The organism is Phreatobacter sp. AB_2022a (genome assembly GCF_026847585.1).
Classification (GTDB): domain Bacteria; phylum Pseudomonadota; class Alphaproteobacteria; order Rhizobiales; family Phreatobacteraceae; genus Phreatobacter.
On the sequence record NZ_JAPSET010000024.1, the window covers coordinates 47,040 to 72,540 of the forward strand.

Below are 25,501 nucleotides of genomic sequence, written 5' to 3' on the forward strand. Positions count from 1 at the left end.
GTCGGACTTCAATGCACGAACTGCGGACGCGGTCACTGGACGACTCCCGGCACGAAAGACTTGCGCAGCCAGGGGCGCGGCCCCGGCTTCGCCTCGACGGCCGCCTGCGAGGCCGGCTGATAGTGGTGATGGACGGCGACGATCGCGCCGTCGCGGAGCGCCTGGATGGTGCCCTGGTGCGTCACCTCGAAGGCGTCGACGCCGGCGCGGGCGAGAAAGACGATCTGGTCGCGCAGGACATCGCCGCTCGCCCGGATCTCGCCGGTGAAGCCGTGGCGGTCGCGCAGCAGCCGGGCGATCGAATAGAGCCGGCCGTCGGCATAGCGGGGAATGACCAGCTTGACGAGCCGGAGCCGGCCGATCGTCTCGGCGAGGCCATCGAGGGTCTCGCCCGAGGCGAGCACCAGGCCGATGGGATCGGCGCGATCGGCCAGCGTCGCGAAGTCGGCGACGAGGCGCGCCCTCGGCAGCGCCACCTTGCCGGCCGCGGGGATCGGCGCGCCGTCTTCGGGGAAGATCCAGTCGTCGGCGACGAAGGCGCCGTGCCTGTACAAGGCCATGGGAGGTCAGTGTCCTGTTCGAAGGCCGGTGAGCGTGCCGGCGGGCTTGTGAATGCCGCATTCGATCTTGGCGGTGCCGCGCCAGCGCCCGGCGCGCGGATCCTCGCCGGCGGCGACCGGCGACGTGCAGGGCGCGCAGCCGATCGAGGGATAGCCCTGCGCGACCAGCGGATGGGCCGGCAGATCGTGGGCCCGGGCATAGGCGGCAAGGTCGCGGGCGTCCCAGGCCGCCAGCGGATTGACCTTGATCCGCCCCTCCTCGGCCTCGAACACGGCAAGACCCGAGCGGGTCACCGCCTGGTGCCGCTTGCGGCCGGTGATCGCGGCACGGAAGGGCTGAAGCGCCCGGGCGAGCGGCACCACCTTGCGGAAGCCGCAGCAGGCATCGGGATCGCGTTCGGCGAGCGCGAGGACCGGATCGCTGGCGCTCACCTCGGCAGGCGTCGGCGCGACCGTGACGAGCCCGGTCAGCCCGAGCCTTGCGACCAGAAGATCCCGATAGGCGAGCGTCGCCGGGAAATGCCTGAGCGTATCGATGAAGACGACCGGCGCCGCCGGATCGATGCCGGCGGCCAGATGCAGGAGCACGGCCGAATCGGCGCCGAAGGAGGTGACCAGCGCGGCCTTGCCCGGGAACAGGTCGACCAGCACCGCCTTCAGGATCTCGGCCGGGTGCCGGGTGCCGAAGGCGCGCTCGAGCCTTGCCGCTTCGGCGCCCAGCGCCGCATCGGCGGTCGCGCGCGGCCGCGTCAGGTCAAGCGTCGGCATAGAGCGCCTCGCGGAACGGGGCCTCGCCGACCCGGCGATAGGTTTCCAGGAAGGTTTCGGCCGGCGCCGAGCGGACCTTCAGATAGGTGCCGATGATGTTCTCGACCGCATCGACGACCTCGTCGGAAGAGAAGCCGCGGCCGACGATCTCGCCGATCGACGCCGTCTCGTCGGCGGAGCCGCCGAGCGTGATCTGGTAGAACTCCTCGCCTTTCCGGTCGACGCCGAGAATGCCGATATGACCGACATGGTGATGGCCGCAGGCATTGATGCAGCCGGAGATCTTCAGCTTCAGCTCGCCGATCTCCTCCTGCCGGTCGAGTGCGGCGAACCGCTCGGAAATGCGCTGGGCGACCGGGATCGAGCGGGCATTGGCAAGGGCGCAATAGTCGAGGCCTGGGCAGGCGATGATATCGGTGACGAGCCCGGCATTGGGGGTGGCGAGCCCCGCCCGCTTCAGCGCCGCATAGACCGCCGGCACGTCATCGAGCCGGACATGGGGCAGCACCAGGTTCTGCTCGTGGCTGACCCTGATCTCGTCGCACGAATAGCGCTCGGCAATGTCGGCGATGGCATCCATCTGCCCCGCGGTGGCGTCGCCCGGCGGCTGGCCGACGGGTTTCAGCGAGACGGTGACGATGCCGTAGCCCGGCGCCTTGTGGCCATGGAGATTGCGGGCGAGAAAGCGCCGGAGATCCGGATCGGCGGCCTTGGCGCGTTCCAGCACCTCGGACCGGGCCGGCAGCGCCGCCAGCGCCGGCGGCGCGAAATAGGCGCCGATCCGCGCCACCTCCTCGGCCGGCAGGGCGAGCGTCGCGCGGCCGATCGCCTCGAACTCGGCCTCGACCGCGCGGGTCATCTCCGCCTCGCCCATCTCGTGGACCAGGATCTTGATGCGGGCCTTGTATTTGTTGTCGCGCCGGCCCTGCAGGTTGTAGACGCGCAGGATCGCCTCGCAATAGGCCAGGAGATCGGCCTCTGGCAGGAAGTCGCGCACCTTCTTGGCGATCATCGGGGTGCGGCCCTGGCCGCCGCCGACCCAGACGGCAAAGCCGATCTCGCCCCTGTCGTTGCGCTTCACCTCGAGCCCGATGTCGTGAACCTGGATCGCCGCGCGGTCGTTCGGCGCGCCGGTCACGGCAAGCTTGAACTTGCGCGGCAGGAAGCTGAATTCCGGATGCAGCGACGACCACTGGCGCAGCACCTCGGCATAGGGCCGGGGATCGGCGACCTCGTCGGCGGCGACCCCGGCGAAATGGTCGGCGGTGACGTTGCGGATGCAATTGCCGGAGGTCTGGATCGCATGCATCTCGACCTCGGCGAGCTCCTTCAGGATGGCCGGCACGTCGGCGAGCCGGATCCAGTTGAACTGCAGGTTCTGCCGGGTGGTGAAATGGCCATAGTCGCGGTCGTAGGTGCGGCCGATATGGGCGAGCTTGCGCATCTGGCGCGACGACAGCGTGCCATAGGGGATGGCGATCCGCAGCATGTAGGCGTGCAGCTGCAGGTAGACGCCGTTCATCAGCCGGAGCGGCTTGAACTGATCCTCGGTCAGCTCGCCCGACAGACGCCGCGCCACCTGGTCGCTGAATTCGGCGACGCGCTCGTCGACGAAAGCCTGATCGAATTCATCGTAGCGGTACATGGTCGTCTCACAGATGGGCGTAGGCGTCGGACGGCAGCGCGACGGTCGGTCCGCTGGCACGGATCAGCTCGCGCAGCGAGGCCGGCCGCACGAAGCCGCCTTCCCTGACGATTTCGATCAGCGCCGGCTCGACCACGATGCAGGCCTCCTGGTCGGCGAGCGCACGGGCCATGAGCTCGTCGCCGGCCTCGCGCGTTTCGGCGATCTCGGCCTTGCTCACATCGATCGACCAGCCGCCGTCGGCATGACGGAACAGCACTTCGCCCGAGGCGAGGCCATTGGCGGTGACGATCACCGGCTTGAACACTTTCGGGGCCTTGACGGGTTGGGACATCGGACAGCTCTCAGGCGGCGGCCGCGAGCGACGCGGCGAAGGGTTCGGCATCGGCGAGGTCGCCGGCGGCGACCGCCGGGCCGATCAGGATGAGGACGGGACCGGTCAGGTCGGCGCGCCCGGCGAGGCCGCCGAGCTCGGCCAGCCGGCCGGCGAGCAGGCGACGGTCGGCGCGGCCGGCATTCTCGACGGCGAGCACAGGGGTGGCCGGGGCGAGCCCGGCGGCGGAAAGCCGCGCGGCGACGCGCTCGGCGACCGACTTGCCCATGTAGACGGCAATGGTCGCGCCCTCCGCGGCGAGCTTTTCCCAGCCTTCCGGCTCGGTCCCCTCGGCGCCATGGCCGGTGGCGACGACGAGGTGCGAGGCGACCCCGCGCAGCGTGAGCGGCACGGCCGCGTCCGCCGCGGCGGCAAGCGCGGCGGTCACGCCGGGCACGACCTCGTAGGCGATGCCGGCCGCCCGGAGCGCCGCGATCTCTTCGCCCGCCCGTCCGAACACCAGCGGGTCGCCGGCCTTCAGCCGCACCACCTGGCGGCCGTCCCGCGCGAGCCGCACCAGCAGGGCGTCGATCTCGCCCTGCGCGACGGAATGGCGGCCCTTGCGCTTGCCGACCGCAATGCGCTCGGCATCGCGCCGGCCCATGGCGATGACGGCCTCGGGAACCAGCGCATCGTGCACGATCACATCCGCCGTCTGCAGCAGGCGATGCGCGCGGATCGTCAAGAGGTCCTCCGCGCCGGGGCCGGCGCCGACAAGGAAGACCTTGCCGGCCGGCATGGCATCCGCCTCGGCGGCATCGAGCGCATTGAGCGCGATGATCCTGGCGCGCTCGGCTTCGCCGGCGAGCGCCGCCTCGGCCGCGCGGCCATCGAACAGGCGCGACCAGAACCGCCGCCGGCGGTTCGCCTCGCCAAGCCTGAGATTGACCCGTTCGCGCAGGCCCGCGGCCAGCTCGCCAAGCCGCCCGAAGGCCGGCGGCAGCATGGCTTCGATCGCCGCGCGCACCTTCTGCGCGAGGACCGGCGCGTGGCCGTCGGTGGAGATGGCGATCGCGACGGGCGCGCGGTCGACGATGGCCGGAACGGCGAAATCGGAAATCTGCGGCCGGTCGACGACATTGACCGGCACGCCGGCCGCTCGGGCGATCAGGGCGAGACGGGCATCGTCGCCGGCATCGCCGGAGGCGATGAACAGGAGCGCCGCGCTCGCCAGGCGCCGCGCATCGGGCTCGGCCGCGATGTGCTCGATGCCATGGGCGGCGGCGAAGGCGGCCAGATCCGCTGACGGGTCGGCGGCGCAGAGCACCAGCCGTGCCTCGGTGCGCACCAGCAGCCGGAGCTTCTGCAGGGCCTGCTCGCCATTGCCGGCGACGACAACGACGCGTGCGGCCACGTCATAGGAGATCGGAAAAAACTTGAAACGCGACATGGGACGACCTCAGAGGCGGGCGGCGGGGAAAAGCCGCACCGTCCTGAGCGCGACGGACAGCCATTCGCCACGGCCGACCGGCAGGCCGGTGGGCACTTCGACCTCGACCGCCGGCTGGCCATCGGCCAGCACGACATCGACGCGGCGCGCCGGCCCGGAGCGCCGCACGCCGACGACGCGAGCCTTGACGGCCGGCGTGCCCGGATCGGCGAGCGCGAGGTCCTCGGGGCGGATGAACAGCTCGACCGGGCCCGGCGGCGTGCCGATCGGCGCCGAGACGAGCTGCGCGCCGCCGGCCCACACCGTGCCGTCGCGGACCTCGGCATCCAGCTTGATGGCGCCGCCGATGAAGCCGGCGACGAAGGCGGTCGCGGGATGGTCGTAGATCTCGTCCGGCGTGCCGATCTGCTCGATCCGGCCCTTGTTGAGGATGGCCACCCGGTCGGCGAGCTCGAGCGCTTCGTCCTGGTCGTGGGTGACGAACAGGGTGGTGTGGCCGGTGCGGTCGTGAATCTCGCGCAGCCAGCGCCTGAGATCGCGCCGGACCTGGGCGTCGAGCGCGCCGAAGGGTTCGTCGAGCAGCAGCACTTTCGGGTCGACGGCGAGCGCCCGGGCAAGGGCGACACGCTGGCGCTGGCCCCCCGAGAGCTGCGCGGGAAAGCGCTTTTCGAGGCCGGAGAGCTGGACGAGATCGAGAAGCTCGGCGACCCGCCGCCGGATCTCCGCGCGCGGCGGCCGCTGGGCGCGCGGCCGGACATTCAGCCCATAGGCGATGTTGTCGGCCACGTTGAGGTGGCGGAACAGGGCATAGTGCTGGAAGACGAAGCCGACCTTGCGCGCCTGGACCGGCAGGGCGGTGGCATTCTCCTCGTCGAACAGGATCTGGCCGGCATCCACCTGTTCGAGGCCGGCGACGGCACGCAAGAGCGTGGTCTTGCCGGAGCCGGACGGGCCGAGCAGGGCCAGGAGCTCGCCGGGCCGGACGTCGAGATAGATGCCGTCGAGCGCCGCGGTGCCGGCGCCGAACCACTTGATCAGGCCCTGCGCCCGGATCGCGACGGCGTGCCGCGCGTCAGTGCCCACGCGCGCCGGCGAGAGCGTCCGCGTATCGCCATTCGAGGATCGATTTCGCGAAAAGCGTGACAAGGGCAAGCCCTGCGAGGAGCGAAGCGACTGCGAAGGCACCGACAAAGTTGTACTCATTGTAGAGTATCTCCACATGGAGCGGCATCGTGTTGGTGAGGCCACGGATATGGCCCGACACCACCGAGACGGCGCCGAACTCGCCCATGGCGCGGGCGTTGCAGAGCAGGACGCCGTAGAGCAGCGCCCATTTGACGTTCGGCAGCGTGATGGTCAGGAAGGTCCGAAGCCCCGAGGCGCCGAGCGTCAGGGCAGCCTCCTCCTCGCTCGTGCCCTGTTCCTGCATCAGCGGGATGAGCTCGCGGGCGATGAACGGGAAGGTGACGAAGATCGTGGCGAGAACGATGCCGGGCACGGCGAAGATGATCTTCAGGCCGTGCGCGTCGAGCGTCGCGCCGAACAGGCCCTGGGCGCCGAACAGCAGCACGTAGATGAGGCCCGAGACGACCGGCGAGACGGAGAAGGGCAGGTCGATCAGCGTCACCAGCAGGCTCTTGCCGGGGAATTCGAACTTGGCGACGGCCCAGGCCGCGGCGATGCCGAAGACGAGATTGGCCGGAACGGTGATGGCGGCGACCAGCAAGGTCAGGCGGATCGCGGCCAGCGTGTCCTCGTCGCCGAAGGCGTCGAGGAAGGCCGGCACGCCACGGCGGAACGCCTCGGCGAAGACGGCGACGAGCGGCAGCAGGACGAACAGGGCGAGAAAGCCGATCGCGACGAGGATCAGGATCAAGCGGGTGACCGGCCGCTCGCCGGTGGCCGACGGCGGCCAGGCGGGACGCGGCTCATGCATGACCGAACCTCCGCCGGCTGTAGGCCTGCAGCAGGTTGATCGCCAGCAGCGCCAGGAACGAGATGGCCAGCATGATGGTCGCGATCGCCGTCGCCTCGGCATATTTGAACTCTTCGAGCTGGACGACGATCAGCAGCGGCGCGATTTCCGATCGGAACGGCATGTTGCCGGCGATGAAGATGACCGAGCCGTATTCGCCGACGGCGCGCGCGAAGGCGAGGGCGAAGCCGGTCAGCACCGACGGCAGCAGCGGCGGCAGGACGACGCGCAGCACGGTCTGGCGGCGGCTCGCGCCAAGCGTCGCCGAGGCCTCCTCGATCTCGCGGTCGAGATCGGCGAGCACCGGCTGCACCGTGCGCACCACGAAGGGCAGGCCGATGAAGACCAGCGCCACGAAAATGCCGAGCGGCGTATAGGCGACCTTGACGCCGAGCGGCGCGACGAGCGCGCCGATCCAGCCATTGGGTGCGTAGAGAGCGGTGAGGGCGATGCCGGCAACGGCGGTCGGCAGGGCGAAAGGCAGATCGACCATGGCGTCGATCAGGCCCCGGCCGGGAAACCAGTAGCGGGTGAGCACCCAGGCGAGGATGAAACCGAATACCGCGTTCAGCGCGGCTGCGGCGAAGGAGATGAAGAAGCTCGTCTCGAGCGCCGCCAAAACGCGCGGCGACGTGCCGATGCGCCAGATCCCGTCGAGCCCGAGACCGCTCGCCCGCCAGACCAGGACCGCGAGCGGGATCAGGACGATCAGCGAGAGATAGACGAGCGTGAACCCGAGCGTCAGCCCGAAGCCGGGCAGGGCGCTCGGCTTGCGGAAGCTGAAGACCGACGCTGACAGGCTCGCCGCGGTCATCTGCCCGGCGCTCCCGGCCGGTAGATCTGATCGAAGACGGCGCCGTCGGCGAAATGGTCGGCATGGGCCTTGGTCCAGCCGCCGAAGACCTGGTCGATGGTCACGAGCCTGATCTGCGGGAAGCGCGCAATGTCGGCGCGGTCGGCATGTTCGGGATGGACCGGCCGGTAGAAGTTGCGGGCGATGATCGCCTGGGCCTGGGCGCTATAGAGGAACTGCAGATAGGCCTCGGCGACCTGGCGGGTGCCGCGCCGGTCGACCACCTGGTCGACCACCGAGACCGGCGGCTCGGCGAGGATCGACACCGAGGGATTGACGATATCGAACTTATCGGCGCCGAATTCCTGCAGGGCGAGATAGGCCTCGTTCTCCCAGGCGATCAGCACGTCGCCGATGCCGCGCTGGACGAAGGTGGTGGTGGAGCCGCGCGCGCCGGTGTCGAGGACCGGAACGTTGCGGAAGATCGCCTCGACGAGCCGGCGGGCGGCGGCCTGGTCGCCGTTGCTGCGCTGCAGCTCGTAGGCCCAGGCGGCGAGATAGTTCCAGCGCGCGCCGCCCGAGGTCTTCGGATTGGGCGTGATCACCGCGATGCCCGGCTTGGCCAGGTCGTCCCAGTCGCGGATACCTTTCGGATTGCCCTTGCGGACCAGGAACACGATGGTGGAGGTATAGGGCGAAGCATTGTTCGGCAGACGCGACTGCCAGTTGTCGGGCAGGCGGCGCGACTCGCGGGCGATGGCATCGATGTCGCCGGCCAGCGCGAGCGTCACGACATCGGCCTCCAGGCCGTCGATCACCGAGCGGGCCTGCCGGCCCGAGCCGCCATGCGAGGTGCGGATGGTCACGCGCTGGCCGGTGCGGCCCTGCCACTCCTTCGCGAAGGCCTCGTTGATGGCCCGGTAGAGCTCGCGGGTCGGATCGTAGGACACATTGACGAGGGTGACGGCGGCCGGCGCCTGCGCCCGCACGTAGAGCGTCGTCGCCAGGACGAAGCCGAAGGCGAGTGCGACGCCGGCAAGATCACGAAGACGATGAGAGCCCAGGCTCACGAACATGTCGGTCCCCACATGTGGCTGAAGCGCCGTGGCCCTCGCCATTGAGACCGCCACGACGTCAGAGAAAGGCCGAAGACGACTGTCAATTCAAGATGTTAGACTCAGAAAAGAAGACCTCGGTCGCGGCATGACAGATCGGGAGAAATTCATGATGGTGCAGACTGCGCCGCAGAGGTCATTTTACTCTGGCATCACCTTGCGCAACGCGTTCCGAACCCGTCGGAAAGGCCATGACGGGCGCACCCGATGCAATCCCCCGACAGAGAGAATGTTCCACGCCGCGGCTTTGTCCCGCCAATGCCGGGGAAGATTGTTCTATGAAGATGGCAAATTCCGGGGCCTGGCGCCATTGTCGATACCGGCCACGCCGCAGCCGGGACGGCCGATGCCGGCACTATTCGCGGAGTATTGGCGGCGGGCCTCTCCGCCACGGACGGTGTGGTCGCGCGCGTCGGCCGTCAAAAGCCGATTGACAGGGCCATCGCGATCGATTGTCAGATGACAGAGGTGCGGCCTTCACGAGGATAGCGGCCTTGCGCGTTTTGGTGATCGAGGACGAAAAGCGGATCGCCGCCGATATCGGCGCGGCGCTCTCCGGCGCCGGCTTCATCGTGGAAACGAGCGGCGACGGCGAGGACGGCTGGTTCCGTGCCGACAGCGAGGATTTCGACGCGGTCGTGCTCGATCTCGGGCTGCCGGTGATGGACGGGCTCACCGTGCTGCGCAAATGGCGGGCCTCCGGCCGGCGCATGCCGGTGCTGCTGCTCACCGCGCGCGACGGCTGGCGCGAGAAGGTCGAGGGCATCGATTCCGGCGCCGACGACTATCTGACCAAGCCATTCCATATGGAGGAGCTGGTGGCACGCGTCAGGGCACTGACCCGGCGCGCCAGCGGCCATGCCTCCGCCGTCCTCACCGTCGGTCCGGTCGAGGTCGACACGCGCAAGAAGGACGTCGCGGTCGACGGCCGGGCCGTGGCGCTGACGCCGCTCGAATACCGGCTGCTGACCTACCTGATCCTGCAGAATGGCCGCGTCGTGTCGCAGAGCGAACTCGGCAGCCACATCTACGACCAGGACAAGGAGCACGATTCCAACGCCATAGAGGTGCTGATCGCCCGGCTGCGCAAGAAGCTCGGCACGCCGGTCATCGAGACCCGGCGTGGCCACGGCTATTGCGTCATGCCGACCGAGGGCGGCACCTCGTGATTCCGAGCTCGCTCCGGGCGCGCTTCACCATCATCGCCGCCTGCGCGATCACGGTCGCCCTGGTGCTGGCCGGCTTCATGCTGACCCTCATCTTCGACGGCAATATCCGCGCCCGCGCCGTGGCCGAGGTCGGCGACGACCTGCGCACGCTCGCCGCCAATGCCCGGATCGGGGCAGATGGGCGGCTCGTCATCGACGGCGACCTCTCCGATCCGCGCTTCCGCACGCCCTATGGCGGCTATTACTGGCAGGCCGGCCGAGACCAGCATATCGACCTGAAATCGCGCTCGCTGCTCGACTTCACCATCGACTGGCGGCCGCAGCCGCCGACCGGCAACGACGTCGCCATCTACGAACGGCCGGCCCCGGAGGGACGGCGGATGTTCGTGCTCGAGCGCCGCGTCGTGGTCTCGCGCGGCGGTGCGCCGACCATCGCCCGCATCGTCGTCGGCCTCGACCAGGGCGAGCTGGACGAAGCGCGCACCGCCTTCATCCAGTTCGCCGCGTCCTCGCTCGCCGCGCTCGGCTTCGCCCTGGTGGCGACGCTGTGGTTCGCGACCAGCGCCAGCCTCGCGCCGCTCAGGGCGCTGCGCGCCGCGCTGATGGAGGTCCATCTCGGCCGCAAGACGAGCGTCGAGGGCCGATTTCCCGACGAGGTCAAGCCGCTGGTGGACGATCTCAATGCGCTGCTGCAGGCGCGCAATGCCGATCTCGTCACCGCCCGGGCGCGCGCCGGCGACCTCGCCCACGGCCTGAAGACGCCGCTCGCCGTGCTCACGTCCACGGCGCGCCAGCTGCGCGACGCCGGCCAGGCGGAAGCGGCGGCCGATATCGAAGGCGAGGTGCAGCGGATGAGCCGGCACGTGACGCGCGAACTGGTGCGCGCCCGCGCCGGCGTGCGCGCCTTCCGCCGCAGCCACCCGACACCGGTCGCCCCGGTCGCGGCAACCCTGACCAGAGCCCTGTCGGCCTTGCCCAGCCCGCGGCCGATCGCCTTCGAGACGCGTATTCCCGCCGAGGCCGCGGCGCCCATGGACGAGACCGACCTTACCGAGGTGATGGGCAATGTGGTCGACAATGCGCGCAAATGGGCGCGCGGCAAGGTGCTGATCACCGCGGCCGAAGCCGCCGGCGCCATCCACATCACGGTCGAGGACGACGGTCCGGGCCTGCCGGGCGATACGCTGTCCTATGAGATCGAGCGCGGCCGCCGGCTGGACGAGCAGGTCGAAGGCTCGGGCTTCGGCCTCGCCATCGTCAAGGACCTGGTCGAGGCCTATGGCGGCGACCTGACCTTGACGCGCTCACCGCTCGGCGGACTGAAGGTCGACATCGTCCTGCCCTGACATGTCCCGGCCCGGCGCGGCCCGAAGCGGGTCGCGCCGGCCCGCTCAATAGGCCGCCAGCCCGGCGCTCAGGCTGATCTCCGCCGGCGCCGTGCCGAGGCGCTCGTAGCCGCCGCGCCAATAGGCCAGCGCGCCGGTCTTCGCGTCGCCCACGCGGACCGCCGCGACCCGGCCGATGACGATGACGTGGGAGTGGCGCTCGATCAGCTCCTCCAGCTCGCAGTCGACCGAAGCCAGCGCACCCTCGAGAATCGGCGCGCAGGTCGCCAGTGTCGTCCATGCGGCGTCGCGATAGCGCCGCGGTCCCTTCAGGCCGCCTTTGCCGGCAAAGTTCTCGGCGACGACCTGCTGGTCCGCCGCCAGCAGATTGACCGCGAAATGCCTGTAGGCGGCGATCACCGGCAGGGCCGAGGCGGATCGGTTGACGGCGAGCAGCATGGTCGGCGGATCGACCGACAGCGACACGGGCGAGGTCGCCGTGAGACCGGTGCGGTCTTCGCCGATGCCGGCGGTCACCACGCTGACCCCGCCGGCGAGCTGGCGCATGGCGGCCCGGAAGGCATTCGCATCGGCGGCCAGGGGATTGGCGGCAAGCGGCACGGGGGTCAGGGCGTTCATGGGCTGTCCGATCAGATCGAATAGTCGGGGGCGAGCGGCTCGTCGTGGACCAGTCGTTTCAGGATCTGCTCCTCGAGCCGGGCAAGCGCGACCGAGCCGCGGCGGCGCGGGCGTGGCAGGTCGACGGCGAGGTCGAGCGCGATGCGGCCGTCCTCGATCAGCACGACCCGGTCGGCGAGCGTCAGCGCCTCGGCGACATCGTGGGTGACGAGCACGGCGGTAAAGCCCTGGTTGAGCCAGACCCGCTCGAGCAGCTGCTGCATCTCGATGCGGGTGAGGGCATCGAGCGCGCCGAGCGGCTCGTCGAGCGCCAGGAAGCGCGGCCGGCAGACCAGGGCCCGGGCGAGCGCGACGCGCTGCTTCTGCCCGCCGGAAAGCACGGCCGGCCATTCGCCGGCGCGCTCGCCGAGGCCGACCGCGCGCAGCGTGTCCAGGGCGCGTACCGCCCCGTCATGGCGGCGGTCGGCGCCAAGCCCGACCTCGACATTGGCGAGCACTCTCGCCCAGGGCAGAAGCCGCGGCTCCTGGAACATCAGCCGTGCCGCGGCCGGCCGGTCGCTGTCACCGATGACGAGGCGGCCTGCATCCGGCCGGTCGAGACCGGCGAGAATGCGCAGCAGCGTGCTCTTGCCGCAGCCGCTGCGCCCGACGATCGCCAGGAACTGGCCGGCGGGAATGGCGAGATCGAGGCCGCGCAGCACTTCGGTGGCACCGAAGCGCCGGTCGAGGCCATGCGCCTCGACGGCAACGCCGCGGGCGGCGCGGGCGAGCGCGGCGGGATCGGCGAACAGGCCGTCGAAGCGCTGCGCCAGGCGGTCCTGCCGGGAATCGGCGAGGGTCATGACCGCCTCCTCACGCCGTCCGGAAGGCCGGATGCCAGGCAAGGCAACGGCGCTCCAGGAACCGCACCGCGGCATCGGCGGCCTTGCCGAGCGCGGCATAGATGAGGATGGCCAGCACGACCACGTCGACCAGCATGAATTCACGCGCGTTCATGGCCATGTAGCCGATGCCGGAACTGGCCGCGATGGTCTCGGCGACGATCAGCGTCAGCCACATGATGCCGAGGCCGTAACGCAGGCCGACAAAGATCGATGGCAGGGCGCCGGGCAGGATGACGCGCCGGAACAGTTCCAGCCGGCCCATGCCGTAGGAGCGGCCCATTTCGACGAGCTGGGGATCGACCGTGCGCACGCCGTGGAAGGTGTTGATGTAGACGGGGAAAAAGACGCCGAGCGCGGTGAGGAAGAGCTTCGCCTCTTCCTCGATGCCGAACCAGAGAATGACCAGCGGGATCAGGGCCAGGTTCGGAATGTTGCGCAGCATCTGCACGGTCGTGTCGGTGAGCCGTTCCGACAGCACGGACAGCCCGTTGGCGAGCCCGAGCGCGAAGGCGAGCGTGCCGCCGACCAGGAAGCCCGAGACCGCGCGCCGGAAGCTGACGGCGATGTGGCCGAAAAGCTCGCCACTTAGGGTGAGGCGCCATGCCGCCTCCATGACATCGGTCGGCGCCGGCAGCACGTTGGCGGGCAGGATGCCGACATGGCTCGCCAGCTGCCAGACGACGAGAATGGCCGACGGCAGCAGCCACGGCGTCGCCGACGAAGCGATCAGCGTCTCGCGCCAGTCGGGGCCGGCGGCGGAAGGCGCGGGACGGCCGCGCGGAATGACAGAGGTCGGGGCGAGATCGGTCACGGCGCGTCTCACGAGGCCGCGGCGGCAATGCTGAGGCCGGTGCCGCTGACGCCGAACTCGCCGATCTGCGTACGGTGTGCGCCGGCTGGCCGCGCCGTGATGCCGAGAACCGGGAACAGGAGCTCGGCCACGCGATAGGCTTCCTCCAGATGCGGATAGCCCGAGGCGATGATCGTTTCGATGCCGAGGGCCTGATATTCGGCAAGACGCGCCGCGACCGTCGCGGGGCTGCCGACCAGCGCCGTGCCGGCGCCGCCGCGCACGAGGCCGATGCCGGCCCACAGGTTCGGCGCGATCTCCAGATTGTCGCGGCCGCGGATGAGCGCACTTTGCCGTTTCTGGCCGATCGAATCCGACTCCTCGGCGAATTTTCTCTGCGCCGCCGCGATCGCTTCGTCCGGCAGCCTGGAGATCAGCCGGTCGGCCGCGGCCCAGGCCTCTGCGTCGGTCTCGCGCACGATCAGATGGATGCGCAGGCCGAAACGCACGGTGCGACCATGGCGGGCCGCCCGCTCGCGCACCGCGTCGAGCTTGGTCCGGACCGCCTCCGGCGGCTCGCCCCAGGTCAGATAGACATCGACATGTTCGGCGGCGACATCGAGCGCCGTGTCAGAGGAGCCTCCGAACCAGATCGGCGGCGCAGGCCGCTGCACCGGCGGAAAATCGAGACGCGCGCCGGCGACGCGAATGAATTCGCCGTCGAGATCGACCTTGCGGCCTTCGAGCAGCGGCCGGTAGACGGCGAGGAACTCGCGCGTATGGGCGTAGCGCTGGTCGTGGCCGAGATGCACGCCGTCGGCGGCAAGCTCGGACGGATTGCCGCCGGTGACGATGTTGACGATGAAGCGGCCCTGGCTGATCCGGTCGAGCGCGGCGGCCTGGCGCGCCGCGAAGGTGGGGGAGGCGACCGCCGGCCGCAGCGCGACCAGGAACTTCAGCCGCTCGGTATGGGCGGCGAGCGCCGCCGCCGTGATGGTCGGGTCGTCGCAGCCCCTTCCCGTCGGGATCAGCACACCTGCGAACCCGAGCCGGTCGGCCGCCTGGGCGATTTCCTTCAGATAGCGGAAATCGGCCGGGCGGTGGCCGTCGGTCGTGCCGAGATAGGAGCCGTCGCCGCTGACGGGGATGAACCAGAAGAGATCGAGCGGATTCTGCGGGGCGGTGTGCACGGTCATGGGAACCTCGATTGGGGGCGCGGGACGGACGGGTGCTCAGGCCCGCGGCTGGGGCCGCCAGACGATGTCGCTGACGGTGATCGGCCGCGGAATGAGGCCAAGCCGGTGGAAGCGGTCGGCGAGCCGCTGCTGCTCGGCGACCGCGGCGGGGCTGAGCGGACCGACGCCGAATTCGGTGCGCGCGACAGCACGCTGCCACGCGGCGCGGTCGAGCCCGGTCGCCTCGGCCAGCAGGCTGGCCACCGCGTCGCGGTGATCGCCGGCCCAGCCTGCGACCACCGCGAGCTCCTCGTTGAGCGCCGTGACCACCGCCGGATGGCGATCGGTGAAGGCGCGCCCGGAAAGGAAGAAAGAATTCTGGGCGACGATGCCGCGCGACAGCGACAGGATGCGCGTGCCCGGAATGGTTTCGGCTATGGCGAAATAGGGATCCCAGATGGTCCAGGCGTCGATCGCGCCGCGTTCGAAGGCGGCGCGCGCATCGGCCGGCGGCAGATGGACCGGCGTGAAATCGGCATAGCCGAGGCCCGCCTTTTCGATGGCGGCGATCGTCAGATTGTGAGCGCTGGAGGCGCGCGCGAAGCCGATGCGCTTGCCCTTGAGGTCGGCGAGCACGCGGATCGGCGATCCCGCCGGCACCAGGATGGCCGAGCCGTTGCCGGCGCTTTCATTGGCCGCAGCGTAGTAGAGGTTGGCGCGCGCCGCCTGGGCGAAGATCGGCGGCGCATCGCCCGTCGGCCCGTAGTCGATCGAACCGACATTCAACGCTTCGAGAAGCGGCGGCCCGAACGAAAACTCGGTCCATTTGACCTGGATGCCGAGCGGGCCGAAACGACGCTCCAGCACGCCCTGCTGTTTCGCGATCAGCAGGACCCCGTTCTTCTGGAAGCCGATGCGCAATTCGCGCGGCGCGGCCTGCTGCGCGGGGGCCGGTGCCGGAGCACCGAGGAGAGAACCGCCGGCTGAAACAGTCGCGGCCAGAAACGCCCTGCGATCCATCGCCTGTAACCTTCATACTTCATCGAAATGACTTGTCTCAACGGTCGTTCAGGTGGGGACTTGAAGTCAATTGTGCGGTATTTTTCTATTTATTGCGATTTTTAGAACTTCCATCTCGCAGGAAATGCGAAAATGGCTCCCGGTTCTACTGCGCGGCCGCTCGCTCGCCCGGCCCCGCCGCATGGATCGCCAGGCGGCCCGGGAGGCTGTCCGCGCGCCCGGTCAGAGCCCGGCCGACAGAACCTCATCGCGGTCATGGCGCAGGAGCACCAGCGGCCCATCGGCCCGCGCGCCGATATCATGTGCGCTCATGGTTTCCGGCGGCGGCCCGTCGTCCCGCTCGGCCGTCAGGGGCGGCAGGTCCGCGCTCAGTACCAGCCCCACGGAAAAGGGAACGACGTCCGGTCGAGTTCGACCAGCCGGCCGTAATAATGATCCAGCGCTTTCCTGATCCAAGCCATGGCGACACCGCTTTCCAGAGAACCTGCGCGATGGTTCGGATGCTCGATCGGCCCAGCATGCGAAGTCAATTGGAACAGGCTTGCGAATGTTCACCGTCCTGGAAAATGCCATTGCCGACGGCGGCCGCATCGGAGAATGTCTGTTCGGCGCCGTCCCGCTGGAGATTGATTTTCTGTTTTCAAATTTGCCGACGATTATATTTTTCTATTCTTCCCTGTCGGCCGAGATGATTGTTTCATCGCCTGGATTTGACTTGATTCCTCAAGCGCCGACGGTGTTCCCTCGAAGCCTGTCACCATCGACGGGATCGGTCTCATCATGGCTCAAATCCACAGCAATGCTGGCGCCGTCATCCGGCTGCCCACCGACATGGCGGACGCGGCGTGGTTGCGCCTGCGCAGCGAAGCCAACGAGGTTGCCGCCGCCAATCCCGAACTCGCGACCCTCGTTCTGCGCACCATCGGTCATGCCCATTCGTTCGAGGATGCCGTGGCGCGCCGCGTCTCGGCCCGCCTCGGCAATATGGAAGTGCCGGCCGACATCCTGCACGATGCCTTCACCGAGGCGCTGAAGGGCTCGCCCGCGATCGGCGCCGCGATCCGCGCCGATGCGGCCGCCGTCATCGACCGCGATCCGGCGGCGAGCCGGCTGGTCGACCCTGTCCTGTTCTTCAAGGGCTTCCACGCCATTCAGGCGCACCGGCTGGCGCATTGGCTGTTCGGCCAGGGCCGGCGCGATTTCGCCCTCTATCTGCAGAGCCGGGCATCGGAAGTGTTCCAGGTCGACATCAATCCGGCGGTGAAGATCGGCCGCGGCATCTTCCTCGACCATGCCACCGGCCTGGTGGTGGGCGAGACGGCGGTCATCGAGGACGACGTCTCGATCCTGCAGGACGTGACTCTGGGCGGCACCGGCAAGGAGACCGGCGACCGGCATCCCAAGGTGCGCCGCGGTGTCCTGATCGGCGCCGGCGCCAAGATCCTCGGCAATATCGAGGTGGGGCGCTGCGCGCGCGTGGCGGCGGGCTCCGTGGTTCTGCAGCCGGTCGCGCCGAACACCACGGTCGCCGGCGTGCCGGCGAAACCCGTGGGATCGGCGGGCTGCGCCGAACCCGCGCGCTCGATGGACCAGATCCTCAGCCGCGAGGCCTACGATTCGTTCTCCTACGTGATCTGAGGCGCGCCGCGGCGGGCGAACGGATCGGGAGCCGTGACCTGCGGCCTGTACGCCCTGGCGCCTGGCGCCGTTTCGCGATTTGCGGCGCCCATTCGCCGCTTGCGGGGCTGACCTGCGCGTGCGAGGGGGGCGGCAAGGGCCGAAGGCGCTTAACTCATCCGCACCTCACCCGTCGCGCCAGCCGCCTGTCCTGAGCCGGCTTCGGAGCGCGCTCCCCAAACCATCGCCTTCTCTCCAAAGAGTACGATTCATGAGCAAAGACGCCAGTGCCCTGTTCACGCCCTTCCGCATCGGCGACCTGACGCTGCCCAACCGGCTGGCCATGGCGCCGCTGACCCGCAACCGGGCAACCCCGGGCACCGACGCGCCGAACCCGCTGAATGTCGAATATTACACCCAGCGCGCCTCGGCCGGCCTGATCATCAGCGAGGCGACCCAGATCTCCCGCCAGGGCCAGGGCTATATCTGGACGCCGGGCCTCTATACCGACGCGCAGATCGCCGGCTGGCGCAATGTCACCAATGCGGTGCACGGCGCCGGCGGCCACATCTTCGTCCAGCTCTGGCATGTCGGGCGCATTTCGCACGTCTCGCTGCAGGAGAACGGCGCGGCGCCGGTGGCGCCGTCGGCGATCACCGCCAAGTCCAAGACCTATATCGAGACCGGCTTCGTCGAGACCTCGGCGCCGCGCGCCCTGGATGCGGGCGAACTTCCCGGCATCGTCGCCGACTATGTGCGGGCAGCCGAGAATGCCCAGCGCGCCGGCTTCGACGGCATCGAGCTGCACGGCGCCAACGGCTATCTCATCGACCAGTTCCTGAAGGACGGCACCAACCAGCGCACCGACAGCTATGGCGGCTCGGTGGAGAACCGCGCGCGCCTCGCGCTGGAAGTGGTCGATGCGGTCGCCAAGGTCTATCCGAAAGGCCGTCTCGGCATCCGCCTGTCGCCGGTCAGCCCGGCCAACGACGCCGTCACCTCGGATCCCGAGGCCGTCTTCGGCTATCTGGTCGCCGAGCTCGCCAAGCGCGGCATCGGTTTCATCCACGTGGTGGAAGGCGCGACCGGCGGCCCGCGCGACAATGTCGCCTTCGATTATCAGGCGCTGCGCAAGGCCTTCCCGGGCGCCTATATCGCCAATAACGGCTATACCCGCGACCTCGCGATCGACGCGATCGAAGCCGGACGCGCCGATGCCATTGCCTTCGGCAAGGCGTTCATCGCCAATCCGGATCTGCCGGAGCGGCTGCGCCGCGACGCGCCGCTCAACGAGGTGGAACGGGCGACGCTCTATGGCGGCACGGACAAGGGCTATACCGACTATCCCGCGCTGAGCGAGGCGGCCGAGTAAGGTCAGCGAGTAGCGAGTAGCGAGTAGCGAGTAGCGAGTTTTGCGGCCTTCCGGGCCGCCCGCAACTCCCTGTTCGCTATTCGCCACTCACCAACCACCTTACGCCAGCGCCGGCCGCGCGGCGGCCGCGACGCTGATCACGGTCAGGCGGTTCGGGTGGCCGCCTGGACCGACCCATTCGAAGGACTGGCCGGGCGAAAGGCCGATCAGGGCGGCGCCGAGCGGCGTCATCACCGAGATCTTGCCGGCCTCGATGTCGGCTTCGGCTGGAAAGACCAGCGTGACGCGACGGGTCTGGCCGCCGTGGGACGAGAATTCGACGGTCGAGCCCATGCCGACGACGTCGGCCGGCACCGCCTCGGCAGCCACGACCTTGGCACGGTCGAGCTCGTTCAGCAGCGCCTCGGCAACCTCGGGCGCGCGCTCCAGCGCATCATTGGCGAGGGCCGACAGGCGGCGATGATCGAAATCGCTGACCACGATCGGCGGCAGGGCGCTGGCGGCGCGACGGGTAGGGGTATTCATGATGGATGCTCCTGAGACCTTGCAGGGCTGGGAAACAAGGGGGCGCCGCGGCCAAGGGCCTGCGGCGGTCGACCTCGAGGCTCGCGTCCGCACCGGTCGGACGTGTCGAGCAGATGTCGTGCGGGAGGGTGAAACCATCGCCCCGTCCCGGGGCGCACGCACACCCGGCCGGGGCTAGGAGCCCAGGAGAAGCTTCACGCGCAGGGAAGCGTTGCGACCGGTGACGACGACGGGTTTCATGTCTTTGAATCTGGCGCGTGGCGCGCCATTGTCAAGATGGACCCTGTTCCCTGGGTCCGCCTGCCCAGGCATAGCTGCCAGGGCGTCGGTAGCCGTTCGCAAGAAGAGCCGGACCGCATGACCGGAGAGTTGCGCCATGGGCGAAATCCATGTCGAGAGCGAGTTCGCACCACTCAGAACAGTTGTCCTGACCCAGTCCGAAGTCGCTTTCGGCGAGACCATGCTGCATTCCCGCGACATGGACTTTTTGCCCGACCCGGCGCCAGGACGATTCGGCGCCGGCCAGGACTTCCGCGACGCAGATCCGGTCGGCCAGCGCGCCTGGGAGAAGGAACGTGACGCCTTCAGGGCGGTGCTGGAGAGGCACGGCGTCGAGGTGCTGCGCCCGCGCATGCTGACCGCGGCCGAGAAGGCGGCCGCCGGCGGCGACGGCTATGCCAATTTTTTCGTGCGCGACCCGTTCTTCACCATCGGGCCGGTGGTCGTCGAAGGCTCCCTGCGCTTCCGGCACCGCCGCCGCGAGGTGCTGCCGGTCCGTGACATCATGCGTCACCGGGTCATGCCGTCCGCATGCACCTATGTGGCCGTGCCGATGCCGGAGGTCGCGGCGGACGATGATGCGAGCCTCGGCGCAGGTCCGTTCCTGGAAGGTGGCGACGTCCTGGTGCTGGGCAAGACGGTCTTCGTCGGCATGTCGGGCCTTGCGTCCAATGCCGCCGGGGCGGAATGGCTGGCCAAGCTCCTGCGCCCCCAAGGTTACACCGTCGAGCCGGTGCGCCTCCGCCCGAACATCCTGCATCTCGACTGCGCGCTCGGCCTTGTTCGCGACGGCCTGATGATCGTCTGCGAGGAGGCTCTGCTGGACGGCATTCCGGAACCCTTGCGGGCGTGGGATCGCATCGCCGTTTCGCTGGACGAAGCCATGCGCCTTGCCACCAACGGCCTGCCGATCTCGCCCGGCATCTATGTCGCCGACCCGGCCTTCGCCACGATCGGCGACGCCCTCGGCCGGCGCGGGATCGCCGTCGAATATGTCGACTACCGGATCAGCCGGTCCTTCGGCGGAGCCTTCCGCGGCAGTACGCAGCCGCTGTGGCGCGCCTGATCGACGACGGTCGCAAGCCGATGCAAGCGCCGGCAATGGCGCGCGGCGCGTGGCAGATCGTGAATAACCGATGCAGCATGATGCGTTGAAGGCGCGACTCTGTCTTGATCAGGCGCGATTTTCCTGTCCGTCATTCGCCGCGCGCCATTCGCCCCCCAAGCCAAGGATAGCCCCGCATGCCGTCCCGCCGTTCCATCATCCTGACCTTCGGCGCCGTGCTCGCCGTCGGCGCGAGCCTGTCGCCCGCCGCGGCGCGAAGTCTCTGCCTCTGGAGTTTCGTGCAGAACGAACGCATCGACCTCGGCTCGACAGAGGAGATCGAGACCGCCTTCCAGCGCCAAGGCGGCTCGTGCCGGATCCAGCAGACCCGCGAATCGTTCCGCATGGACTGCGCCATCCCGGGCCGGCCGGTCCAGACCCTGGAATTGACCGGCTCGCCCGATGGCACCACCTGCGCGGGCATCACCCATGTCCGCCACAACGGCCGCGGCATCGGCACCGACCGCGTGCTGGGCCTCATCGAGCGCCTCGGTACGGCGCGGCGCTGACAGCGCCCGCCTTGAAAGCCTTCCCTCCGGCGGCCGGTCCCATGGATCGGCCGTTTTTTGCGCCCGGCCCGGGACCTGCATCGACCGCGCCATCCGGACCGGAACCGGACAAAAATGGGACAAGAGGATGGCTGACATGCCGGGGCACCAAGGGCACATCGAGGATTTGGAAACGGCGGGGGGGCTCGCGCGCGGAGGCGAGCAGGCGGACACCGTCGCCCTCACCGCCGAGATCGTCGCCTCCTACGCGGCCAGCAACACGCTCGCGCCGGACGCGCTCGTGGAGCTGATTGCAACCGTAAATCAGGCTTTGCAGGGTCTCTCGGCACCGTCCGCGGTCGCCACGGCGCCGACGCTGGTTCCGGCCGTACCGATCAAGAAGTCGATCACCGCCGACTACATCGTCTGCCTGGAGGACGGCCTGAAATTCAAGTCGCTGCGCCGGCACCTGCGCGCGGCCTTCGGTCTCACACCGGATCAATACCGTGCCAAATGGGGACTGCCGGACAGCTATCCCATGGTCGCGCCGAATTATTCGGCGGCCCGCTCGTCGCTCGCCAAGGAGTTGCGTTTCGGCCATCGGCGCAGCCCGGCCGCAGCCCCGGAGGCCCCGGCGGCGAAGAAGCCGGCGGCGGCCAAGCGGCTGGCCAAGGTCTGAGCTCAAGGGCGCGCGCCGATCCGTGCGAGATAGGTGGCAAGGTCCTTGCCGGCCTCGTCCTCGAACGGCTCGCCGAGCGCCAGCTCGCCCATCCGGTCGAGCCGGAAGGTCCTGAAATCGGTCCGCATGAGGCACCAGGCCCCGAGCAGCCAGCCGTCGGAAAAGGCGGTCAGCGCGAGCGGCCGGACCGCCCGCGTGCTCAGCCGGCCTTCACCGTCGACATAGGCGAAGCGGACGAGCCGGCGGGCCCGCAGCGCGCCGCGCAGCAGCGCGCCGAAAGCCGGCGAGCGATGGTTCGGGCGCTGGCGCGCGCGGATCGGATGGGCGAGCGCCGGCCCACGGCCCGCGGCATGCCAGGCCCGGTCGACCTTGAAGCGCGCGGCGCGCGCCGCAGCGACGAGCTTGGCGTCGCCGACCTGCTCCGCATAGGCGAGGCCGAGCGCCAGGGCTTCCAGCTCATCGTGGTCGAAGGCGATCGGCGCGAGATGGATGTCGCCGCGCAGCAGAAAGCCGACGCCGGCCGCGCCCTCGATCGGATGGCCCTGTGCCTGCAAGACGGCGATATCGCGGTAGACCGTGCGCACCGACACTTCGAGACGGGCGGCGAGATCGTCCGCGCGCACGGCCCTGTCGCGCCTCAGGCAGCCGGCCAGCTCGATGAGGCGATCGGCCCGTCGCATCGTCCTCTCCTGACAATACTGTGTCAGCAGCGCCCGGCTATCACAAGGTCGCGTGCAACGCCCGGGGGCGAGAGACCCGACCATGATCCAGACCTGTCTTTCGGAGTTCACCATGCCGCCCTGCGCGGCCCTGCTCGGCGCCGAGATCCTCGACGCGGACGTCACGCGCGGCTGGGTGCGCATCCGCTTCGCCGGACGTGAAACCTTCTGCAATCCGTCCGGCCATATCCAGGGCGGCCTCTTGACCGCCATGCTCGACGATACGATGGGGCCCGCCGTCCTGGTCGCGACCGCCGGCGCGTGCATGCCGGTCACCATCGCGCTCAGCGTCGCCTTCCTGGCCCCGGCCAGGCCCGGCCCGCTGACCGGCGAGGCGACGGTGCTGAAGCTCGGCCGGTCGATCGGTCACGTCGAAGCAAAGCTGACCGACCCGGACGGACAGGCGGTCGCACGTGCGAGCGCCAGCGTCCGGCTGGTGCCCGTATCCGCGCGTGCACCAGCACAGCGGCCTTGATGCCGGCCGGCCGTCACGCGCGGCGACATCGACAGGCAGCAGGCGGTGGCGCGGCGGGCCAGCCGTGCATCGCAGGATCTCCACGGCAGCCCTGGCCCTGCGGCCAAGCGCCATGGCGTAATGCGCCTGAAACACGAATCCGGTCTCAATCCGACGCGCCCGTTGCCACGACTTGTCTTTCCCGATCTCCATGCCGATTGCCGAGCTCTGATGCGCCTCCCAGCCTCCGCCTCCAAAATCCGCCTGCTTGTGACCGCTTTCGTGGCCACGCTCGCGGCCGCACCAGTCTTCACGCGCCTCGCCCATGCCCAGTCCGCAGCGCCGGCGCCCAATGCCGCGGCGCCCGCCGCCGGCACGGCGCCCGCGCCCGACGTTGCCCGCTCGTTCCAGGCCGGCATGACCTATGCCGATCTCAGGGCCAAGCTCGACGCGGCGGGCTGGCTGCCGCTCTCCACCGACAAGTGCCGCGAGAATGTCGGCGGCGAAGCGCTGGTCTGCCGCTACATGCCGGAAACCGATGCCTGCAGCGGCGACGGCTATTGCGTGTTCCGCTTCGCCCACCGCGCGAGCGGGCTGATGATGCGGGTCGGGACCTATGGCAGCTATCAGCGCTGGAAGCAGCCCGGGCACCAGCAGAAGCTGACCGTGCGCTGGTGGGAAGCGTCCCGCCTGCCGACGGCCGCAGCGCCCCAGGCTGCCTGCCCGGCGGGCGACTTCGCCGCCTTCTTCCGCGCTTTCGTCGACGATCCTGCCGTGCGCCAGGCCCACACCGCGCCGGTGGTGAAGGTGATGGAGCTCTCCTCCGACGACCTGCCCAACTTCTATCACGAACGGGCGGGCTACTGGCCCGTGCCGACCTATGCGCTCGCCTCGACCTACGCGAATTTCCCGGTCCGTCGGCAGGGCGGGCGGTATCATCTCCTCGACGGCGGCGGCGAGATGATCCCGACGCCCGCCCGCGTCAGCATCACCGAACCGCGGCGCGGCACACGCAAGGTGCGCCTCGACATGGGCCTGTCGGAAGGGCGGGGCTTCCTGTTCGAGCGCCGCGGCAATTGCTGGGTCCTGACCGAGGAGCCCGACCCGCCGTCGCCGTGACTTAAGGCCGCCGTCAGCGCGCCGAGCCGGCGCGCGGCAGGGCGGCGAGCAGGACGAGGGTGACGCCGAGCGCTCCGACGCAATAGCCAAGGCCGGCGGTCAGCGCCCGGCCATAGGCGGCCTTGTCGGCAAGGCCGAGCGCCTGGGCCTCGGCGAGGCCACCGGAGAACAGGATGCCGACGACGGCGACGCCGATCGCACCGCCGACCTGCTGCATGGTGCTGAGCACGCCGGCGGCACTGCCGGCCTGCTCGTCGCGGATGGCGCTGATCACGGTGTTGATCAGCGGCGTCATGAACAGGCCCTGGCCGAGACCGAGCGCGGCCAGCGCCGGGACGAGCAGGACGACCGGCATGGCCGGCGACAGCACCGGCGCGGCCGCGGCCAGCGCGAAACCGATCAGCGTGATGGCGGCGCCGGTGGCCAGCAGGGCGCGACGGCGCTCGACCGGCAGGCGTCCGGCGAGGACGGACGCGCCGACATAGACGACGGCAAGCACGGCGAAGAGCAGCCCGGCCTCGAAGGGCGAGCGCTTCAGGCCGGCCTGGATGAAGAAGGCGAGCGCCAGGAAGCCGGCATTGAGGGTGGAATAGAAGGCCAGCACGGTGAGCAGCCCGACCGTGAAGGCGCGGTCGCGGAAGAGGCCGGTATCGACCAGGGGCGAATCCCGCCGCCGCGTCCGGCCATGCTGCTGGCGCGCGAACAGGGCGAGCAGGGGGACGGAAGCCCCGAGCGTGGCGCGCGACCAGAAGGGCCAGCCGGCTTCGCGGCCCTCGATGAGCGGGACCAGCAGGCAGCCGAAGCCGACCGCGCCGAGCAGGACGCCGGCAAGGTCGAGCCGCGCAGCCTGGGGCGCCCGCGATTCGGCGATGAACCGGCGGGCTGCGACGAGCGCGCCGAGGCCGACCGGCAGGTTGATCAGGAACAGCGGACGCCAGCCAAGACCGAGGAGGTTGGCCTCGGCGATGAAGCCGCCGAGCACCTGGCCGGTGACGCCGGCAAGCCCGGCGACGACGCCGAGCGCGGCGAAGGCGCGCGCCCGGCCGGCCTCGTCGGTGAAGGTGACGCGGATGAGCGAGAGCACCTGCGGGAACATCAGGGCGGCGGCGGCGCCCTGCAGCACGCGCGCGGCGACCAGCGCCGGCGCCGTCGGCGCCAGGCCGCAAAGCGTCGAGGTCAGGGTGAAGCCGGCAAGGCCTGCGAGGAACAGGCGCCGGCGGCCGTGGAGGTCGCCGAGGCGACCGCCGGTGATCAGCAGCAGCGCATAGCTCAGGCCGTAGGCGGCGATGACGAGCTGCGCCTCGGCGAAGCTCGCCTGCAGGTCCGCCCGGATGCTGGGCAGCCCGACATTGACGATCATCACGTCCATGATGGCGAGGAAGGCGCCGGTCAGCATGGCGGCGAGAGCGCGCGCGCCGCTCCGGTCCCCGGCAGGCGGCGCGCCGGCTGGGGTCATCGAGGACAGGTCGTTCATGGGGCGCTCCGGCGGCTCGCGGGCCCTAGTCTGCAATGGCTGGGACGAC

At 69.7% G+C, this 25,501-nt stretch carries 26 protein-coding genes; 9 read left to right on the top strand and 17 right to left on the bottom strand.

Features of this window, described 5'->3' with window-relative positions:
- Positions 1–32 precede the first annotated feature (32 nt).
- From OZ671_RS18030 to OZ671_RS18070, 9 genes are read right to left on the bottom strand one after another with little or no spacing between them, the layout of a single operon-like run.
- A complete protein-coding gene (locus OZ671_RS18030; RefSeq protein WP_268862024.1) occupies positions 33–560 on the bottom strand; it encodes a DUF934 domain-containing protein in 528 nt (175 codons plus the stop codon).
- Between the two features lie 6 nt (positions 561–566).
- Positions 567–1,328 (bottom strand): phosphoadenylyl-sulfate reductase, encoded by a 762-nt coding sequence (locus tag OZ671_RS18035; protein ID WP_268862025.1) that lies wholly within the window; start codon positions 1,326–1,328, stop codon positions 567–569.
- Positions 1,315–2,973, bottom strand: coding sequence for a nitrite/sulfite reductase (locus OZ671_RS18040; RefSeq protein ID WP_268862026.1), 1,659 nt, complete (start codon positions 2,971–2,973; stop codon positions 1,315–1,317). The genes OZ671_RS18035 and OZ671_RS18040 overlap by 14 nt, the downstream gene beginning before the upstream one ends.
- Before the next feature lie 7 nt (positions 2,974–2,980).
- A complete protein-coding gene (locus OZ671_RS18045) occupies positions 2,981–3,307 on the bottom strand; it encodes a DUF2849 domain-containing protein (RefSeq protein ID WP_268862027.1) in 327 nt (108 codons plus the stop codon).
- Positions 3,308–3,317: 10 nt separating this feature from the next.
- The gene (cysG, locus tag OZ671_RS18050) at positions 3,318–4,736 is read right to left on the bottom strand and encodes a siroheme synthase CysG (RefSeq protein WP_268862028.1); all 1,419 of its coding nucleotides are present in this window, start codon (positions 4,734–4,736) and stop codon (positions 3,318–3,320) included.
- Positions 4,737–4,745: 9 nt separating this feature from the next.
- Positions 4,746–5,882 carry a sulfate/molybdate ABC transporter ATP-binding protein gene (locus OZ671_RS18055; RefSeq protein WP_442957098.1) on the bottom strand — a complete coding sequence of 379 codons (1,137 nt, stop codon included), beginning with the start codon at positions 5,880–5,882 and terminating at the stop codon, positions 4,746–4,748.
- The gene (gene cysW / locus OZ671_RS18060; protein ID WP_268862030.1) at positions 5,809–6,672 is read right to left on the bottom strand and encodes a sulfate ABC transporter permease subunit CysW; all 864 of its coding nucleotides are present in this window, start codon (positions 6,670–6,672) and stop codon (positions 5,809–5,811) included. Before cysW ends, OZ671_RS18055 begins: the two co-directional genes overlap by 74 nt.
- On the bottom strand, positions 6,665–7,525 hold the full coding sequence (gene cysT, locus OZ671_RS18065; RefSeq protein ID WP_268862031.1) for a sulfate ABC transporter permease subunit CysT: 861 nt from the start codon (positions 7,523–7,525) through the stop codon (positions 6,665–6,667). The genes cysW and cysT overlap by 8 nt, the downstream gene beginning before the upstream one ends.
- On the bottom strand, positions 7,522–8,580 hold the full coding sequence (locus OZ671_RS18070; protein WP_268862032.1) for a sulfate ABC transporter substrate-binding protein: 1,059 nt from the start codon (positions 8,578–8,580) through the stop codon (positions 7,522–7,524). Before OZ671_RS18070 ends, cysT begins: the two co-directional genes overlap by 4 nt.
- Before the next feature lie 533 nt (positions 8,581–9,113).
- On the opposite strand from OZ671_RS18070, the gene OZ671_RS18075 reads away from it, so the two are divergent.
- Together OZ671_RS18075 and OZ671_RS18080 are read left to right on the top strand one after the other, a co-directional pair.
- On the top strand, positions 9,114–9,788 hold the full coding sequence (locus tag OZ671_RS18075) for a response regulator transcription factor (RefSeq protein WP_268862033.1): 675 nt from the start codon (positions 9,114–9,116) through the stop codon (positions 9,786–9,788).
- Positions 9,785–11,134: an ATP-binding protein gene (locus OZ671_RS18080; protein ID WP_268862034.1), complete on the top strand. Its 1,350-nt coding sequence runs from the start codon at positions 9,785–9,787 to the stop codon at positions 11,132–11,134. Before OZ671_RS18075 ends, OZ671_RS18080 begins: the two co-directional genes overlap by 4 nt.
- Positions 11,135–11,179: 45 nt before the next feature.
- Here the strand turns inward: OZ671_RS18080 and OZ671_RS18085 are convergent, their stop codons facing one another.
- The 5 genes from OZ671_RS18085 to OZ671_RS18105 are packed head-to-tail and all read right to left on the bottom strand — an operon-like array spanning position 11,180 to position 15,621.
- Positions 11,180–11,752: a flavin reductase family protein gene (locus tag OZ671_RS18085; protein ID WP_268862035.1), complete on the bottom strand. Its 573-nt coding sequence runs from the start codon at positions 11,750–11,752 to the stop codon at positions 11,180–11,182.
- Positions 11,753–11,763: 11 nt separating this feature from the next.
- Positions 11,764–12,594: an ATP-binding cassette domain-containing protein gene (locus tag OZ671_RS18090; protein ID WP_268862036.1), complete on the bottom strand. Its 831-nt coding sequence runs from the start codon at positions 12,592–12,594 to the stop codon at positions 11,764–11,766.
- Positions 12,595–12,604: 10 nt separating this feature from the next.
- Positions 12,605–13,420, bottom strand: coding sequence for an aliphatic sulfonate ABC transporter permease SsuC (gene ssuC, locus OZ671_RS18095; protein ID WP_442957101.1), 816 nt, complete (start codon positions 13,418–13,420; stop codon positions 12,605–12,607).
- A gap of 35 nt (positions 13,421–13,455) precedes the next feature.
- Positions 13,456–14,622 carry an FMNH2-dependent alkanesulfonate monooxygenase gene (gene ssuD, locus OZ671_RS18100; protein WP_268862037.1) on the bottom strand — a complete coding sequence of 389 codons (1,167 nt, stop codon included), beginning with the start codon at positions 14,620–14,622 and terminating at the stop codon, positions 13,456–13,458.
- A 36-nt stretch (positions 14,623–14,658) separates the two neighbouring features.
- Positions 14,659–15,621 carry a sulfonate ABC transporter substrate-binding protein gene (locus OZ671_RS18105; RefSeq protein WP_268862038.1) on the bottom strand — a complete coding sequence of 321 codons (963 nt, stop codon included), beginning with the start codon at positions 15,619–15,621 and terminating at the stop codon, positions 14,659–14,661.
- 780 nt (positions 15,622–16,401) lie between these two features.
- Between OZ671_RS18105 and cysE the strand changes: the two genes are divergently transcribed.
- Together cysE and OZ671_RS18115 are read left to right on the top strand one after the other, a co-directional pair.
- The gene (cysE, locus tag OZ671_RS18110; protein ID WP_442957099.1) at positions 16,402–17,259 is read left to right on the top strand and encodes a serine O-acetyltransferase; all 858 of its coding nucleotides are present in this window, start codon (positions 16,402–16,404) and stop codon (positions 17,257–17,259) included.
- 250 nt (positions 17,260–17,509) lie between these two features.
- Complete coding sequence (locus tag OZ671_RS18115) at positions 17,510–18,610, top strand: alkene reductase (RefSeq protein WP_268862039.1); 1,101 nt, start codon at positions 17,510–17,512, stop codon at positions 18,608–18,610.
- A 99-nt stretch (positions 18,611–18,709) separates the two neighbouring features.
- Here the strand turns inward: OZ671_RS18115 and rnk are convergent, their stop codons facing one another.
- Entirely contained in the window at positions 18,710–19,135 is a 426-nt protein-coding gene (gene rnk / locus OZ671_RS18120; RefSeq protein WP_268862040.1) for a nucleoside diphosphate kinase regulator, read from the bottom strand.
- A gap of 376 nt (positions 19,136–19,511) precedes the next feature.
- On the opposite strand from rnk, the gene OZ671_RS18125 reads away from it, so the two are divergent.
- The 3 genes from OZ671_RS18125 (at position 19,512) to OZ671_RS18135 (ending at position 21,686) form a co-directional block, all read left to right on the top strand.
- Positions 19,512–20,480 (top strand): dimethylarginine dimethylaminohydrolase family protein, encoded by a 969-nt coding sequence (locus OZ671_RS18125; RefSeq protein ID WP_268862041.1) that lies wholly within the window; start codon positions 19,512–19,514, stop codon positions 20,478–20,480.
- A 176-nt stretch (positions 20,481–20,656) separates the two neighbouring features.
- The gene (locus tag OZ671_RS18130) at positions 20,657–21,028 is read left to right on the top strand and encodes a hypothetical protein (protein WP_268862042.1); all 372 of its coding nucleotides are present in this window, start codon (positions 20,657–20,659) and stop codon (positions 21,026–21,028) included.
- A gap of 127 nt (positions 21,029–21,155) precedes the next feature.
- On the top strand, positions 21,156–21,686 hold the full coding sequence (locus OZ671_RS18135) for a MucR family transcriptional regulator (protein WP_268862043.1): 531 nt from the start codon (positions 21,156–21,158) through the stop codon (positions 21,684–21,686).
- A gap of 2 nt (positions 21,687–21,688) precedes the next feature.
- On the opposite strand, the gene OZ671_RS18140 is transcribed toward OZ671_RS18135, so the two are convergent.
- On the bottom strand, positions 21,689–22,366 hold the full coding sequence (locus OZ671_RS18140; RefSeq protein WP_268862044.1) for a helix-turn-helix transcriptional regulator: 678 nt from the start codon (positions 22,364–22,366) through the stop codon (positions 21,689–21,691).
- Positions 22,367–22,448: 82 nt separating this feature from the next.
- Here OZ671_RS18140 and OZ671_RS18145 point away from each other — a divergent pair, with 82 nt between their 5' ends.
- A complete protein-coding gene (locus tag OZ671_RS18145; protein WP_268862045.1) occupies positions 22,449–22,880 on the top strand; it encodes a PaaI family thioesterase in 432 nt (143 codons plus the stop codon).
- Positions 22,881–23,141: 261 nt separating this feature from the next.
- Positions 23,142–23,978, top strand: coding sequence for a hypothetical protein (locus OZ671_RS18150; protein ID WP_268862046.1), 837 nt, complete (start codon positions 23,142–23,144; stop codon positions 23,976–23,978).
- Between the two features lie 13 nt (positions 23,979–23,991).
- Here the strand turns inward: OZ671_RS18150 and OZ671_RS18155 are convergent, their stop codons facing one another.
- Positions 23,992–25,452: an MFS transporter gene (locus OZ671_RS18155; protein WP_268862047.1), complete on the bottom strand. Its 1,461-nt coding sequence runs from the start codon at positions 25,450–25,452 to the stop codon at positions 23,992–23,994.
- Positions 25,453–25,501 lie beyond the last annotated feature (49 nt).

Bases quoted from the DNA above. Each gene is read 5' to 3' on its own strand.
- cysW (WP_268862030.1), bottom strand. From the start codon at position 6,672: ATGCATGAGCCGCGTCCCGCCTGGCCGCCGTCGGCCACCGGCGAGCGG.
- cysE (WP_442957099.1), top strand. From the start codon at position 16,402: ATGGCTCAAATCCACAGCAATGCTGGCGCCGTCATCCGGCTGCCCACC.
- OZ671_RS18125 (WP_268862041.1), top strand. From the start codon at position 19,512: ATGGGCGAAATCCATGTCGAGAGCGAGTTCGCACCACTCAGAACAGTT.
- cysT (WP_268862031.1), bottom strand. From the start codon at position 7,525: ATGACCGCGGCGAGCCTGTCAGCGTCGGTCTTCAGCTTCCGCAAGCCG.
- OZ671_RS18115 (WP_268862039.1), top strand. From the start codon at position 17,510: ATGAGCAAAGACGCCAGTGCCCTGTTCACGCCCTTCCGCATCGGCGAC.
- cysG (WP_268862028.1), bottom strand. From the start codon at position 4,736: ATGTCGCGTTTCAAGTTTTTTCCGATCTCCTATGACGTGGCCGCACGC.
- ssuD (WP_268862037.1), bottom strand. From the start codon at position 14,622: ATGACCGTGCACACCGCCCCGCAGAATCCGCTCGATCTCTTCTGGTTC.
- OZ671_RS18045 (WP_268862027.1), bottom strand. From the start codon at position 3,307: ATGTCCCAACCCGTCAAGGCCCCGAAAGTGTTCAAGCCGGTGATCGTC.
- OZ671_RS18090 (WP_268862036.1), bottom strand. From the start codon at position 12,594: ATGACCCTCGCCGATTCCCGGCAGGACCGCCTGGCGCAGCGCTTCGAC.
- OZ671_RS18145 (WP_268862045.1), top strand. From the start codon at position 22,449: ATGATCCAGACCTGTCTTTCGGAGTTCACCATGCCGCCCTGCGCGGCC.
- rnk (WP_268862040.1), bottom strand. From the start codon at position 19,135: ATGAATACCCCTACCCGTCGCGCCGCCAGCGCCCTGCCGCCGATCGTG.
- OZ671_RS18085 (WP_268862035.1), bottom strand. From the start codon at position 11,752: ATGAACGCCCTGACCCCCGTGCCGCTTGCCGCCAATCCCCTGGCCGCC.
- OZ671_RS18105 (WP_268862038.1), bottom strand. From the start codon at position 15,621: ATGGATCGCAGGGCGTTTCTGGCCGCGACTGTTTCAGCCGGCGGTTCT.
- OZ671_RS18040 (WP_268862026.1), bottom strand. From the start codon at position 2,973: ATGTACCGCTACGATGAATTCGATCAGGCTTTCGTCGACGAGCGCGTC.
- OZ671_RS18135 (WP_268862043.1), top strand. From the start codon at position 21,156: ATGGCTGACATGCCGGGGCACCAAGGGCACATCGAGGATTTGGAAACG.
- OZ671_RS18140 (WP_268862044.1), bottom strand. From the start codon at position 22,366: ATGCGACGGGCCGATCGCCTCATCGAGCTGGCCGGCTGCCTGAGGCGC.
- OZ671_RS18070 (WP_268862032.1), bottom strand. From the start codon at position 8,580: ATGTTCGTGAGCCTGGGCTCTCATCGTCTTCGTGATCTTGCCGGCGTC.
- OZ671_RS18130 (WP_268862042.1), top strand. From the start codon at position 20,657: ATGCCGTCCCGCCGTTCCATCATCCTGACCTTCGGCGCCGTGCTCGCC.
- OZ671_RS18030 (WP_268862024.1), bottom strand. From the start codon at position 560: ATGGCCTTGTACAGGCACGGCGCCTTCGTCGCCGACGACTGGATCTTC.
- OZ671_RS18155 (WP_268862047.1), bottom strand. From the start codon at position 25,452: ATGAACGACCTGTCCTCGATGACCCCAGCCGGCGCGCCGCCTGCCGGG.
- OZ671_RS18035 (WP_268862025.1), bottom strand. From the start codon at position 1,328: ATGCCGACGCTTGACCTGACGCGGCCGCGCGCGACCGCCGATGCGGCG.